Raw genomic sequence first — 15,409 nt, 5'->3', positions numbered from 1 at the left:
ATGCGATCGCCTCATCATCCCCCTATCCCCTCCACCTCAATCGGGGCCAAAACCCGAGTTTTTTCATCCCATCTGTTGCATCTGGGCAACTATTACGGCAGAAACCCGGTTTCTTGTTCTTCCAGCAGATGCCTAATTCTGAGAAGTCGGATTCGGCTTATTCATCTCCTCCATAATAATTTCTTGATTAATCAACGCCTGAGAATGAGTAGGATTCAGTTCCAACGCTCTTTGCGTCGCGGCTAAAGCATCTCCATATTCTTCTAAAAATCTTAAGGCGATGCCTTTGCCTGCCCAAAAATCAGCATTTTCAGCATTAATTTGAATCGCCCGTTCATAAGTTGTAACCGCCTCCCCATAGCGGCGCAATGCCATCAGTCCCAGGGCGCGATTGTAGAGGGCGGGGGCGGATTCTGGGGCCATGCCTAGGGCGCTGTCGGCGGAGGCGATCGCCTCCGCATAGCGTTCTAAGCGATAGAGGACGGCACTCTGATTCACCCAAATATCGGCCATTGTGGGCCGATCGCCTACATTGGCATCCCCTCTCAAGGCGCGATTGTAAGCGTCCACGGCTTCATCATATCGGCCTAATCCGGTGAGAATTCGGCCTTGGTTGAACCAGGCTAAGGATGACCCGGGGGCGATCGCGATCGCCCGTTCGGTGGCGGCTAAGGCTTCTTGTTCTCGATTCAAATGCCACAGGGGAACGCTGCGATTACTCCAAGCATCGGCTAATTGTGGATTAAGTCCGATCGCCTTATTAGAAGCTGCCAGGGATTCTTCATAGTTTTCCAGTCCAGTCAACGCATTGGCTAATTGTACCCAGGCATAAGCCGGTCCCAAGTCGCCCCAGTTGCCATCGCCCTCCTGTAGTGCCATCTCACAAGCTGCTTTTGCCGGTTCATAGCTGCCCAATCGGTTGAAGTTGGCGCATTGATGCAGCAAGGTAAAGGAAGATTTAGGATTAATTTTAACTGCCCATTGGAAGGAGAGTTGCGCTTCGGGATGTCTGCCGAGGATGCCGAGGATAATGCCCTGATCAGTCCAGGATACAGCATCATTGGGGTCTAGTCCCAAGGCGCGATCGTAGGCAGCGAGGGCTTCATCGTAGCGTCTTTGGGATTTGAGCAGTCTGGCTTTGTTTGCCCAGGCAATGGCGGGGTTAAGGGTTCCCCAATTTTGATCGACTTGCAAGGCGCGATCGCAAGCGGCGAGGGCTTCTGCACCTTGTCCTAGTTCGGAGAGAATGGCGCATCGTCCCGCTAAGGCAATGGAATAATTAGGATTGAGTTTAATCGCCCATTCGTAGGAGGTGAGGGCTTCTTGGATTTGCCCGGAACGACTCAAGGCAACTCCACGATGATACCAGGCGACGGCAGGGGATTGGGTTTCCCAGTTGTTATCGATGCGTAAGGCGCTGTCACAGGAGGCAACTGCCTCTTCATACTGACTGAGTTCGACTGCCCCGGAACAGCGTTTTGTGAGTAATAGGGAATTGTTGGGGTCGCGTTCAATGGCTTGATTGTAGGCGGCGACGGCTTCGGCATACTGTTTCAGGGCAAATAAGGCATCTGCGCGATCGCTCCACACAATGGGGTCATTGGTATTCAGGGCGATCGCGCTATCACAGGCAGCCACTGCCTCCTCATATTGCGCTTGTTCCAACAAGGTGCGACATAACCCCGCCCAATGGGAGAAATCCTCTAATCCCTCCTGTGCCAGTACCCGAGAGTTGCCGCCTCCCCCCGCCATCCCCGCCATCATCCAGAGCACGAATCCGCCAATTTTTACTAAATTACTTCCGGTTTTTCTAAACTGTTTATTCTTCATATAATTTCCCTGCTGATTACATCATGAATTTCAATAAATTTCTTCAATTGCAGCGATTTTCCAAACCATTGGGCATAATCGCATTACATAAATAAACTTGATTCAAATCCACCCCTTCTAAATTTGCGCCGGTCAAATTAGCCCCGCCCAAATTTGCTCCCGTTAAATTTGCTCCCGTTAAATTTGCATTTTGTAGATTTGCTCCAAATAAATGAGCGGTTTCCAGATTCGCCAAACTTAAATCGGCTCCTTGCAAATTGGCATTCGCCAGTCTCGCGCCTTTTAAGTTAATCCCACTCAAATTGGCTTCGGCTAGATTAGCATCAGTCAAATCTTGGTTTTCCGCCCCATTTTTGATTAAGTCTAAAATAAATAACCATTGACTGTCTATGGCTGTTTCTTCATTAATTAAAATATTTCGCAAATTAGCATTTCCTAGATTCGCACCCAATAGATTAACATTTCCTAAATCAGCCTGTTCTAAATTAGCCGCAAATAAATTACTGTTTCTCAGATTTGCGCCTTGAAAATTAGCCTGACTCAAATCAGCCCGAGTGAGATTGGTTTCCAATAAAATGCTATGGCGTAAATCAGCACCATGCAGATTTGCCCCCACAAGAGTAGCTGACGTGAAATCGGTATAATGGAGATAAGACTGAGTTAAATTAACTCCCGTCAGATTTGCCCGTTCTAGGTTAGACATAAAAAAGGAAGCACCCTCCAAATTTGCACCCTCCAAATTAATGTCCTGAAAGTTCATTCCTTCAAGATTTGCCCCTGATAAGTCGCTTCCTACAAGAATTTGACTAGCTAACGGTTGATTAACAACAGCCCAAATAAACTGCCATTTACTATCGAGAATAGTTTCACTGTTTAGGATGGTACTTTTAAGATTAGTTCTAAATAATTTAGCTTTTTCTAAGTTGGCGCTACTGAGATTTGCACCTTCTAAATCGGCATTCTCTAAATTAGCTTCTTTTAAATTAGCTCCCGCTAAATTAGCATTTTTGAGGTTGGCATTTTTAAAATTTACTTTTTCTAAATTAGCCAAAGGCAGAGTGGCATCTTGTAAATTGGCATTCTCTAAATTAGCTTTTTTTAAATTAGCTAGTTCTAAATTGGCAGAATTTAAATTAGCGTCTAAAAGTTCCGCTTTTTCTAAATTGGCTTGATGAAGGTTGGCTCTAAATAAAGTAGCGCCGTTGAATTTGGCTTTTTCCAAGTGCGCTTGTTCTAGGTTAGCGCTGCCGAGGGTGGCATTGCTTAAATCCGCTTGAAACATTTGCGATCGCGAGAAATTTGCCCCGTCAAGTTTAGCGCCCCGGAAATTCACTAATCTCAGGTTAGAGTCGGATATATCCGCCCCTTGAAGTTCCGCCCCCATCAGATTTGCTTCTTGAAGATTACACCGGGTACATTGACGGCTTTCTTGCAATTTTGTGACATCCGAACCCTTGGCGGCGAAGACGGAAGTCGGAAGAGAAATTAGGGAAAATGCAGTGAGGGTGAGCAGTCCAATTTTTGTCCAGAATAGGGGTTCTGGATGACCAAAGATGGGAATCGGTGGGCGGGATTTTTTCATATTCATTCACCTATTTTTTTGGGGGTAAACATAACTATTACGTTCAAGATAGATATTTTTTAAAACCCCCCTGCTCTCCCCTCAAGGGCTGGTTTAATTGAATTGGGGAGGGAGTTCTGCTGGCGCAAGAGGTTCAGTCTCAAAGAACTGGGGACCCGGTTCTTTAACGGCTTCCTCTGTACCCTCAGAAGCACCTTCAGAGGCTGCTTCTGAGGCTGCTGGATCAACTCCACCGGGGAGATTTGCTCCAGGAACGGGGAGCTCTACCGGGGGTGGCGGAACGGCAGCGCCGCCCGGGGCCGCCATCGGTGCGGGAATGACCAAGGCTGCCTCTGGAGTCCCGGGTGCGGGGGAAGCTGCCGGGTCACCGTTTGCGCCTGGGGGGACAGCGATTGTGGGCACCATTGCCGGGGCTTGTGGAATCGCCGGGGGTGGCGGAACCTCGACAATTTCTGGGGGTGGTGGGGGCACTAAGGTTTCAATAATTACCGATCGCTGTTGTTGGTTGCCCTCTTCATCGGTAACTTGCAAAGTAATCGTTTCACTGCCCGGTTGTTGACTAACAGGATAGGGCATTCTCCCTTCCCGAGGGACTGTTCCCGGGGCTGGTAGCAGTTCCACTTTCATTCCCTTGCCCCCTTCTACCTTCCAGGAAATCATCAGGGAATTTTGTTGGGGATTGGCTTGTCTGACTAATTTTGGGGGTGCGGGTTGTCCATTAAAGGTAAATTGCACAATGCGGCTGGGAATCTTTTCAGCCAGAATTTTAATGGTATTAGTTTGGCGGGTTTCTAATGGTTCCGATTGTCCTTTTTTGGGGATAACGGTTAAGTGAAAAATATAGTCCCCAGGTTGAATAGCATCGGTGGGAACATTGGTACAAATCACTTGCGAATTGGCCGGGTTTTCTCCACAAAATCCCCGCAACTCTTCGGGAATTCCTGCGGCAAAGTTATAGCGCTTTTCCACACTTTTAACGGTGCCATCGGGACCCAACCCCAGCAAGTTAAGTTGTTGAATCTGAGCCGGATGAGAAAGCACCCAATTTAACAAAATTCGATTACTCTCGGTGGAGGGTCGGGTAGCTGTGGGGTTAGCGGAGGGATTCGGGGATAACAGGCGCTCTTGGTAGACGGGTTGAGTGGAGGAAAATTCCTCAATTTTGGGTTCAGGAACGGGTAAAATCCGAATGGGATTAGTGCGGATGGTTTGCGTCTCTGCCTTGGGATTAATAGGAATGGCGCTTAGTTCAAAAACATAATCCCCCGCCTCCCGCGCATCAGTCCACACATTGCGGCAAATCAGTTGTTCCCCTTGGGTACAAAACCGATCCAAAGCATTCGGCAATCCTGGCGTAAATTCGTAAATAAACGGTCCACTTTTAACCAGTCCATCGGGAGAAAACCCCACCACGGTTACAGTTTTGAGGTGATTCGGGTTGGCAATCGTCCAATTGAGGCGAATGGCTTCATTATTCAGTTCTTGATAAGAATTGCTCTCCGGGGAAAATTGCATGACTTGCGATCGCACTGGGGGACGCGTTAACAGCCACCAAATCAGAAAAATCAGGGCGGCAACACTGGCGGACATCAGAATGACAATCGGCAAAAATTGCCACCAGGGACGGGGTTCCCAAAATAAAGAAGCTTGAAAGCGATCATTAATTAAGGGGTAGCGTTGGAGATCTTCGAGTTCAATGCTGAAATTAATCATCCGCCCGAAGAAAGGTCGCCATCCCTTGGTTGGTTTGACCGAAACCCCAACGGTGACCGAGGTTCCGGGTAAGAGTCGGACGACAGGCGGAGTAATCGTATAAGTACAGATGTCCTCCTCATCGGTACTTTTGGCATGGATGGCAATCTCGCGGATGACATTGCCTTGGTTGGATAATTTCAGTTCAAACAGTCCCGCCTCGCGCTTAATTTTGGCGACGAGGGAGAGCAGTTCGATGGTGACCAGATGCAGGGGAGCAATCTGGAGGTAAACGACATCCAACAGGGCGAGGTCTGGATTGTTGGCGGAGTAAACCCGAATGGTGGGGGCATAAACTCCCGCCCAAGTATCGGGAGGGGGGCTGATAAAGAGTAGGATTTGACCGACATCCCCGGGATTGAGTTCGAGCCCTTCTGAGGCGATCGCCATGCCTGCTTGCTGGAACCCTTCGGGATAGATGATGGTAAACCACCGGGATTCCAGGTCCGGACAGGTGAGAAAAAAGCGGTCTACGCGATCGGAACGGTTATGAACCGTGACCTGGAGTTCTAGGGGTTGTCCCGGTTGCAGGAGGGCGGGGGCGACTGAACTGGTGGGGGGTTGTACGCTAAACGTGGGGTCGCTGACGGTCCGCGCTTCTTGAATGAAGGGCATGACTTGCAGTCGAACCTTTTGGTCAATGGGGGTTTCTTCGGGGTAATGTTGAGGCGCATCAATGACGAGGGTATAGTCGTAGGTGCCGGGGATAGCATCTACGGGAATTTGCACCTGAAACACCACTTCACTCGCTTGTCCTGGACTTAAGGCGAGTCGTTCCCGAGGACAAACAAACCACTGATGAACGGGTTGGGAGGTTTCAGCGATGAACACATCAATGATGGCACTGACGGAACCTTGATTGGTGATGGTTGCTGTCAGTTCTAAGACTTCTCCTGCGGTGACTAAGGCAACCCCAGCGGGATTGAGGATAATCCCAATCGGACGAATCATGGGGCGATCGCCGTTAGTGTCTTCAAATCCATTGACTATCTGCCCCGATTTGGGACTATAACCCTGCATTACCATTCGTTTGGCTCCTTTAGGAGTGCGAGCATTGGGCTGCGCTATCATCAATCATTAGAGAGTGCGAGCATGGAGCGTCGCCAGAATCATCGGAATTAAGGTAAATCACACCCCAAGTTCGGTAATCGGGGGTGGGATTCGACCCGGACCTCTTGTTTATCATCGCTACCGGCAGCGATCAGCAGATGGTCATCCACCTGCTTAATATCGACGGCATTAAAGTTTTTATTTTTGGCCCGAATAATTTGCTCTCCCTGGGGTTGAGCACGACTACCATCGAGGTTCAGCGGCCACAACATCACCCGGCCATCATCGCCACCACTGACGAGGTAACAGCCATCTTCACTCAGCGCCACCGATCGCACAGGTTGGCCGTTGTGACCGTCCTCCCATTGTTCGATTCTTTGGCATTCTGTGCCCCCATTCAAACAGGATTGCATATTCCATAACGTAATATACCCCTGAGTATCGGCAGTGGCGAGCAGGTGGGGATGAAACTCGGCGGTATCCAAACTATTAATATATGCATCCTTGCCGCCTTCCCGGTACGGTACAACCGCTTCGGTATTCTCTCGCCAATTCCACAGAATCAACTGATTTAACTGTCCCGCCACGGCTAAAGTGCGATCGTCATTGCCCACAAATTTCAGGGCATAAACGGCAAAGTTAAATTGTTTCCGATTCGGAACCCTTGCGCTCAAGGTTGAATCCGCCCCTTCCAAATCTCTCAAGTCCCATTGTAAGACCGACCCACTCCCATGACCACTAAATAACCAGCGAGAATCTTGGGTAAATTCTAAACTAAATACCCGGTCATCTTTGTCATAAACAAAAGAATGAAATGGGTCCGGTCGTTTCTCTGTCAAATTCCAGAGATGAATTTCCCCATTTTCTAACCCTGTTGCGACCCAATTATTATTAACTGGGCGATACTGCACAACTCGCACGGCTTTTTCTGCGATCAAGTCGGTACATCCTGGAGATTGGCAATTGCCTCGGTTTTGAAAGGGACGAGTCAGCCATTGCCAGAGTCGATTCCCTTTGTTGGGGAATTTCCGCATTTCTTGATTGACGATGGAATTAAAAAATCCGTTGATGTTCCATTCGATGATGGTTTGATCACTGGAACCGCTAATGAGTCTTTCTCCCACCCCATTAAATTGCAAAGAGTTGACGGGTTCATTATGTCCAAAAAAGGGATTTCTCGAATTCAGCCAGGATAACCACCACAGGAGATAGAGGAAAAAGAGTCCTCCTAAGAGTTGTAACGCCAGGGGGAGGACAGGTTTAACGATTAATTCTAGGGTTTGACGTTCATTGCGGGTATCCACCCGGCGATCGGACCAAATGCCTGTTAATTCCAAAAGGAGTTTACGGTTTCTGCCAAACCAAGGCCGTTTTTTACTGGCAGTTAACAGGAATTCGGCCGTTTCTTCCGGGGCGATCGCCTGCATTTCTGGGACTAGGGTCAAATCGCATTCCGGGGAATTTTCTTCCGCCAGTTCTACCGTTGCTTCCTGGTGTAAATTACTGGCATTTTTGGCTTCCAGATGATAAGTGACCGGGTGAGACTGCCAAAATTTCCAACCGAGTTTACTGGGAATAGCTAGTTGCTTAGGCGTAGCGGCAAAGTCTACAAACCCCATTGGCATCACCTCTAGGGTCCCGGAAATCCGAGAAGCAGGGCCATTATTATGGGTTGCTTCAATGATGAAAGGGTAGGCTTGACCGGGGGCAGCGGCACCAAAGGGGGGTTGATAGGTAAAAGTGGTTTCCACCGACTTACCTGGAGGCACTTGTAACCGGCGTTCCGTTGTCAACGGTAACCATCGGGGGTCGATCGCCATCTCACTCAGTAAGACATTACTCAGGAGTTGACCCGGGTTATAAACTCGCACCGGCACCTCCAGGCGACTTCCGGGATTGATTTGAAATTGTTTGACCGGGAGTTCCAGTTGCAAAGGGGTTGCACCCGTCCCCCGTTCAACCACTAAGCGCAGAATTTCCCGGGTTTCATCGGGGAGTTCCATCGAAAAGACGCGCACTCGGATATTCATCAGCCCCACAAATCCCGGAACTGGCGTATCCAAAATGGAGACCTGAAACCGAGTGGCAGCACCCGGGGGTTTTTTGCTGCTGGCGGTGGGGGAGATATGGTACCAGTCTGCATTTCGATTGACTGCCGCACCGGCGGCAACGAGTTCGACTTGAAAGCTGGCAAAGCGATCGCTGCCATTGACTACCGTGACTTCAAACGATGCCGGGACTCCTCCCGGTTGAAAATGCAGTTCTTTTGTTGAGACAATGGTATTAATTACTGTTGTTGCCATACGATTGCTTTTTTTTAAAGAATTATTTTAATTACAAGCCAAATAACGTCGCCATTCGGTTCCGGATCCAGCCCAAGGGGTTTTGATTGAACCCCTCTTCATCATCTAATAAACCCATTTTTTGAAGCAGTTCTTTTCTCGATTCTAGTTCAGCCTTGTGTTCATGCAAAGCTTGGGCAATTTGTTCGGCTAAATCTTTATAATTCCTTAATAGTTTTTGTAACCCTTCGCGATCGAGTACAAATAAAACCGTATCTTCTCGGGTCCTTACCGTTGCCGTCCGGGGAATTCCGAGCAGTAAAGAGAGTTCGCCAAAGAAAGTGCCAACGCCCAAATTGGTAAGAAATTTATTAATTTTTTCCACAAAAATTTCTACAGATCCTTCTAAAATAATATAAAACGCATCTCCCGGTTCATCTTCACGACAGACATATTCTCCTGGATACAAAATTTTGCGATATCCCATTTCAATGAGGCGCTGAATTTCAGCTTCGCTAAACCCTTGAAAATAAGAGACTTTTTTTAATAATTCGCCAATGTCTATTTTTTTAAACTCTTCAGCTTTACTCCGAGTGCGCTTAGATTTAATTAGCAATTGCTGAAAGTAATTGCTATCACTCATCTGAGTTAATAGCATGGCTTTTTTAGCTTTATCTGTCTCAGTTTGAAGTAAATTTAATTGGTCTTTAAACCCTTGCTCACGGGCGTAAATTTTGTTTGCCATATCTTGAAAAACCCGCGCCAATTGACCCACTTCATCGGAACGCTTGATCACGTCAGTTAAACTATTGGGGTCAAACTTGCCGATTTCGATATCATGGGCGGTGGCACTCAGTCGCAAGATGGGTTGAATTAACCATTTGGCGATCGCAATTCCCAAAATGATCGCCACGATTAAGGCAGCGCAGGAAAGTAGAACTGTATGGCGTGTATTTTTATAGATATACCCCATGAAATCTGATTCCGGGACGATCGCCACCACCAGCCAATCCAGACCCCTTGTATCCTGGATCGGCTTCACTGCCACCAGTTGCATTTTCCCATCCAGGGAAAATTTAAAATTCTGGGGACTCGTAATTGTATCCAGACTATTAAAGCGAGCTAATAACTCGCGGGCAGTGCCTTGAATCGTGGGATTAACACTTTCAATCGCCCAGAGTCGGTTAGAATCTTCCCCTGAATCTATGGGTTGATTTTCCCCTTCTACTAACAAATTTTCTACCACCGAACTCGCCACAATTGCACCGGACCGTTCTATAATAAAAGCCGCGCCTGCTGGAGAAATTTCTAAACCATTTAAGAACTCACTCAGTTGATTCAGGGAAATATCAATTCCCAATACCCCTTGTAAGTTTCCCCCTGATCCATAGACGGGTGCAACGGCGGTAATTCCTAAAACCCCTTCTTGGAATGCAAAACGGTAAATCGGACTCCAGCTCATTTCCCCAGTTGCTTTCGCTTTTTGATACCAGGGTCTTTGGCGCGGATCATACTCTCCCATACTGATTTCCCCGAGTCGATTCCCCTGATCATCCAGTTCATAGGTTTTGCGAATAGGACCCGTTTCGGGGTCACGAACCCGTAACACTCGGTTTCCATCCTCGGTTAAATTCATTTCAATAAACTCACCCGCTTCATTGCCATAAAAAGAAGAATTGATAGAGTTATCCCAAACCGTTTGATACCACAAATACCGTTCTAATTGTCTTAAATTGTCTACATTTAAGTTGCCACTGCGAATGGCAGCTAAAGTCAATTCATTGAAAATATGGGGGTTTTTCATATACTCGGCGACTTCAGACTCAATGCGATCGCTGACTTCTTCCCCTAACTTGCGAGCCAACATTTCCACGGACTGCTGTCCACTGCGAAAGGAGAGCCATCCGGTGACTCCAACGGCGACAAAAATTGGAAAAACAATTAGTGCGGGTAGAACTTTGCGGATTGAAACCATCTTTATTTCCCCTTATGCGGCTTTAAATTAGCCCGGTATCCGGTAGGCTATAGAAATAGGAATATCAAATCGAATCGGGGACTTGAGTGGGTGGGAATTCCTTCGCTTTTTGTAATTGGGTGAGTTGGCGACGGGTGCGGGCATAATGTAAAATATTAATCCCCATTTCTTGGGCCGTCCGAATCGTTTCTCTTCCTAATGAAAGCTTTTCATCTAATCCCCAAGCCGCCGATAAATTCCCGATTAAAATTATAATTCCACCCCCGGATAATATTTTTAATGCTTGTCCGTTCACCGTCGGTAAAGCTGAAAATAGAAAAGGTTGAGTTCTTAGAGGATGATTCCGGCTGAGAATATCGAGGTCTTCTAAAGGAATTCCTAAGTCTCGGGCAAACTTTTTAAAGGCAGAAGATAGGGTATTAATTTCCTCGCTCAAGGCGCTTTTAATGGAAATTAATTCTTCTTGCAGGGATTGTTGAATTTCTAACTGATTCGCCCGTTGTTCCTGACGAGAGGTAGAAGCAGTTTTACCCGGGGTTTCGTTGGGTTCAGTGGGAATACTCAGACTCATTTCCACCCGGGCGATCGCCTCTTGCAATTGATGCTGTAATCCCATCAATTCTTCTACTTTGCTTCCCTTAATGGATGCTTCCACTAACAACACCCCTCCCATATCTATATACTGCCGTAAAAGGTCAAATTCCCCAGCACTGAGGGAGAGAGAGGGTTGGGTTTTAAAATACAAGACATCGTAGGTAATTAAATCATTAATCTCTGAGGACGAATTTAAGGTAAATTGTCCGATTTCATTTAACCCTTGCCAGACGGGATAAAGACCGGCGATCGCCTGACTCAGATAGGCCAAATTCGCATAAATCTGAGCATCTTCCGGCGTATTTTTAACCACCTGGGCCAACCTCACCACCGCCTGAGTTCGGGCATTTACTTGGGGTCGATACCGGAGGTCTAAATTATTCACCCCAGGAAACCAAGCATCTAAAGCTGTTGCAAGTTCCACCTCTCCCGGTTGCAGCAAAATTCGACAAAGTTCAACTTCCCACTCTGCCGGGGGACTATTTTTTTCATCAATTCTAAAGGATTCGGTGACAATATCTGCTGTTCCATTTTCTTCCCGCACCAATCCATCCGGGTCTACATAACTCACCACGAGATAAACCATCAACGGTTTTCCCATCAGCGCCATTGAAGTAATCCGAAAATCAATGGGTTCCGGAATCACAATCAAATTCCCAAACAAATCAATGGCAATTCCGGGCTGAACTTGCACCCATCGTTTATCCCGATATTGGGAGGGAACATCATTGGGAGGGTCAATTAATCGCACCCCCATATCACTGACAATTCCCGGCTGATTCAAGGATTGAAAATGCGCATTTTGACGATGGCGATGGTAGTCATGGGCCAAGCGCCAGCGTTCTGCATCAATTAATAATCCATCACTGACATGGAGACGATTTAAAGGTTTAATATTGGGAGGGAGCCAAGGAAGTGTCATAGTAGGAATTTACCCAGTAAAAGGAGAATGGTGGATGAATCAAGCTTTAATTAAAATCCGTCTTCTACTCAAGACGCTGGATAGTATTAACGGGATTGATATAAAGGTCGTAAGTACAAAACGCCGGTTTTTCTTGTTCGATAATTTGCCGAACCAATCTTTCATCAATTTGGTTGGGATAGTCCGGGCGCAGTTTGACAATAAAATGATAGGGTCGTCCGCCTCCAATGATGGTATCTTCCCCAAGACGACTCCTTCCCATGATTAATCCCTGAGTGAAAACCTCTTGAATACTGATATGTTTTTCATCTTCGGGCAGATGTTCATCCAGAGGCAAATTGGTATAAAGATACAGATAAAACCGCAATCCCCGACGAGTGCCGCGCCACCGATACAGTTCGATCGCATAGCGGATGAGATAGCGCTGCTGTGCCAGACTCAGATGGGGGTCAATTTCCCACCCCACCCAATAAGCCAAAAAGGGTAACAGGCTTTCTGGGGCCATCAGGGGATCAAGGTAAGCCCAGATGGCATCCATTGCCTGAACCGTGGGCTCAAAACTTTGCTCAAAAATCGAGAGCAATCGACCGATAAAGTCTACTTCCTGGTAGAGTTCCGGTAAAAATTCCAGGTAGAGACTCCGAGGACGGAGGTAGAGGTTGAAGGCAGCGGAATCCCGATGTTCTCCAGTGCGATTTTCCTCGGTGCAAGAGACGCTCAAGCGGCCCTGAAAATCTAAAAGTGCTGGATTTGCACTGATAATCTCAGAGCTCTCGAAGAAGTGGGGGGGAACGTTGAAGTAGAGAACCGCTTCCATCGTGCCTCCTGGGGGCAGTTCATGTCCTTCAGTTCCCAATTGGCACCACTGCGGGGGAAAATTGCCGGTCACTGCTACATTCACTTGCAGGGGGCGAAGGCCGATGTTTTCAAGTTTGACTAGGATTTCGCTGGCTTCTCCTGGATGCAACACCAGGTCACAGGGATTTCTAGGGGGTGGTAAGGCATTTTTGAGCGATCGCACCCCTTCGGCAATCTCCAACGCTTCATGCCACCGTCCCACCGGCTGAGTCGGTGCTTCTGGCACTTGCATCGGCACCAATTGCAGTTTGAGTGGGAGGGTGTCACGGGCTTGAGTCATGAGGGTTGAATCACGGATTGCACGAATTTTCACTGAGGTTAGATGACGCTGATAGTGTGACCCGATCGCAAGGTATCATTGCGCCAGGAACAAACTAATCCCAAGGGACCGGGGTTGATTACCGGGTCTCGGGGGAGACTTCTGACCCAAACCCCGTTGCGCAGGCGCAGTTCAAACAGTTGGACCGACCCCAGGTAAAGGACCCCGGGAATGTTTTGCAGGATGGTGACAATATCCGAGGGATAGACGGGCCGTCCAAAGGGCCAGCCAGTCTGGTCCGGTCCCCCGGTGAGGGGGTTGAGAAAACGATACAGCGCCACTTGCATGGAAAAAATAATTTGCTGTTGGGCGCTGGGGTTTTTATATTCGGGTTTGAGGGCGACTTCGGTTTGCACCGATACTCCCATATAGTGGGGTTGATTGCATTGGACCTGCACCCCCAGCAAGCGGCGATCGTCGAGATAGGTCAAGACGCGATTGATCAGGACGGGGGAGAGATTAAACAAGTCCGGGTCAATGCCTTCCCCCCGTTCAATGCTCAAGGTATCGGGTTTGGGAACCAAGAGCATTCGCACGATTCCCGCTTCTGATTTGTGAGTAGGGGGTAAGCAGAGGGTTCGGGCGACTGCGCCTTGTCCCGCCTCCAGGGTAAGGGTTTCAAAGTCTTCAACTGTCACGGCGCGATCGCGGGTGCGGAGCATTCGTGGGGCCCGGATCACCGCTTCATCTAAGGATTCGCTATCCGCCCCCCCGCGTCCCGGCATATGGTTAATCACCCCAGCAACGTAAGGCACTGCTGATTTGACAATTTGAATGGTTCCGGCTTGAATGTTGCCTCGCAGTCCCCCTCCTGTCCGGTAGCTGACTATTTGAATATTGGCCCCTCGCGGGGGGACTGCTCCATATTGTCGTTCCATTGACTCGATTCCCGTGGCGGTCATCGGTTCAAAGGCATTGCGATCGCCCGGGCGGCCATTGGCTAAGGTCAGGGAACTCTGACGTGCCCCTTGCTCTGACGCCCGCCATGCCATTTTTTCCCGCAATTGCGTGGGTTCGCGGATCAGGGGTCCGAACTGGACTTTTCCCGTGAGGGAATCGAGAGTGTAATGCAGGTCTTCCGGCCCCGAGGTGGAAAAATCATTGACTTCTTGCCAGATTTGGGGGAGTCCACCGATAGGAGTCACCAGGATATATTCCTCTTCCCGTCGTGGCAGGACCGGGACGCCCTGAATCTGAAAGGTTTGTCCCGGATTGCCATCGCTTTCCCCGAGGATTTCATTGCGAATCAGGGTACTTTGGGAGGCGGTGACACTGCCGCCAATGGACCGGGCGCTCAACCCGACAATCCGGGGCGATCGCGTATATCCCGCTTGATAGGGCCCCGGTTGGGTATAAACGCAGCGGATCCACCGACCTTGGTAGGTAAAAAAGTGCGTCACCGGCCAAGTTTTCGGCGTATGCAGCACCACATCGGCCCCAGAAAGGGGGTTGCCCCCTTGGCGAACAATTTCGCTAAAACTGAATCCTTGGGTTTTATCGTCCGCTTCATGAAGCAGAATCGGTTGCCATTTTTCCCCATTCCACCCTTCCCAGCGCCTGGGAGGCATATCGGGGTTAATCCCGGTGGAGGTCGCTGCTTCCCCTTTCAAGGTGAGGGCGATGACATTGCCTTCAATGAGGGATTCTGAATCAAAGACGAGGTAAAAGCAATTGCCCGGTTCTGGAGTATCGTCAAAAAAGGGCAACTCTAACCCTTGCCATTCCCCGGTGCGTTCCATTCGCCAAGATCCGATGAAGCGATCGCGCAAAATCTGGGGTTCCTGTTCCGCAGAAGGGGCCGTTAACAAATGCCGGATCCGAGGTTTGCCGACTGCCACCGCAGCATCGGTACTAAAAACAATCGCCTCCTCCTCCTCCGTTCGCACCGTCGCCACCTCCGTCCCTGCCGGAATCGTGTAGTTCTCCGGTAAGGTGGCACTCATATAGAACGTCACCTCGGTTTTAGCCGGAGTCGGTGGACGTAAGCGCACCCCCAACAACTCTAAAAACGTCACATAATTCCGACGCGGCACCTGATTAAACCGGGCCAACATTTGGTCCGTCATCCAGGCGAACAGTTCCACCAGAGTTACCCCAGGGTCACTGGGATTATAGTTCGTCCATTCCGGACAGTAGCGCGGAATCCGCAGCAAGCACTCATCCACCAAGTCTTGAAACTTGCGATCGTCTAAATCAGATTTAGGTAAATTCGGTAAAAAATCAAAGTCCATAACGGTTGTTTCTG

The 15,409-nt window shown here is 48.7% G+C and carries 8 protein-coding genes; all 8 read right to left on the bottom strand.

Annotated elements, in window-relative coordinates; translation table 11 throughout:
- Positions 1–132 precede the first annotated feature (132 nt).
- The 8 genes from NG796_RS07355 to NG796_RS07320 all read right to left on the bottom strand — a co-directional run bounded on the left by NG796_RS07355 (position 133) and on the right by NG796_RS07320 (position 15,395).
- The gene (locus NG796_RS07355) at positions 133–1,830 is read right to left on the bottom strand and encodes a tetratricopeptide repeat protein (protein WP_261205252.1); all 1,698 of its coding nucleotides are present in this window, start codon (positions 1,828–1,830) and stop codon (positions 133–135) included.
- Positions 1,831–1,873: 43 nt separating this feature from the next.
- Entirely contained in the window at positions 1,874–3,412 is a 1,539-nt protein-coding gene (locus tag NG796_RS07350) for a pentapeptide repeat-containing protein (protein ID WP_261205251.1), read from the bottom strand.
- A gap of 93 nt (positions 3,413–3,505) precedes the next feature.
- Positions 3,506–6,235, bottom strand: a complete 2,730-nt coding sequence (locus NG796_RS07345; protein WP_261205250.1) for a transcriptional regulator — start codon at positions 6,233–6,235, stop codon at positions 3,506–3,508.
- A 47-nt stretch (positions 6,236–6,282) separates the two neighbouring features.
- On the bottom strand, positions 6,283–8,517 hold the full coding sequence (locus NG796_RS07340) for a hypothetical protein (protein WP_261205249.1): 2,235 nt from the start codon (positions 8,515–8,517) through the stop codon (positions 6,283–6,285).
- A gap of 31 nt (positions 8,518–8,548) precedes the next feature.
- Positions 8,549–10,471: a cyclic nucleotide-binding domain-containing protein gene (locus tag NG796_RS07335; protein ID WP_261205248.1), complete on the bottom strand. Its 1,923-nt coding sequence runs from the start codon at positions 10,469–10,471 to the stop codon at positions 8,549–8,551.
- 64 nt (positions 10,472–10,535) lie between these two features.
- Positions 10,536–11,987: a hypothetical protein gene (locus NG796_RS07330; protein WP_261205247.1), complete on the bottom strand. Its 1,452-nt coding sequence runs from the start codon at positions 11,985–11,987 to the stop codon at positions 10,536–10,538.
- Between the two features lie 64 nt (positions 11,988–12,051).
- Positions 12,052–13,125 carry a phage tail protein gene (locus NG796_RS07325; RefSeq protein ID WP_261205246.1) on the bottom strand — a complete coding sequence of 358 codons (1,074 nt, stop codon included), beginning with the start codon at positions 13,123–13,125 and terminating at the stop codon, positions 12,052–12,054.
- A 38-nt stretch (positions 13,126–13,163) separates the two neighbouring features.
- Complete coding sequence (locus tag NG796_RS07320; protein WP_261205245.1) at positions 13,164–15,395, bottom strand: putative baseplate assembly protein; 2,232 nt, start codon at positions 15,393–15,395, stop codon at positions 13,164–13,166.
- Positions 15,396–15,409: the final 14 nt, after the last annotated feature.

It is taken from the genome of Laspinema sp. D2d (assembly GCF_025370755.1).
GTDB lineage: Bacteria > Cyanobacteriota > Cyanobacteriia > Cyanobacteriales > Laspinemataceae > Laspinema.
The sequence above is the reverse complement of the archived record's forward strand: the minus strand, read 5'-3'. Positions and strand labels throughout refer to the sequence as shown.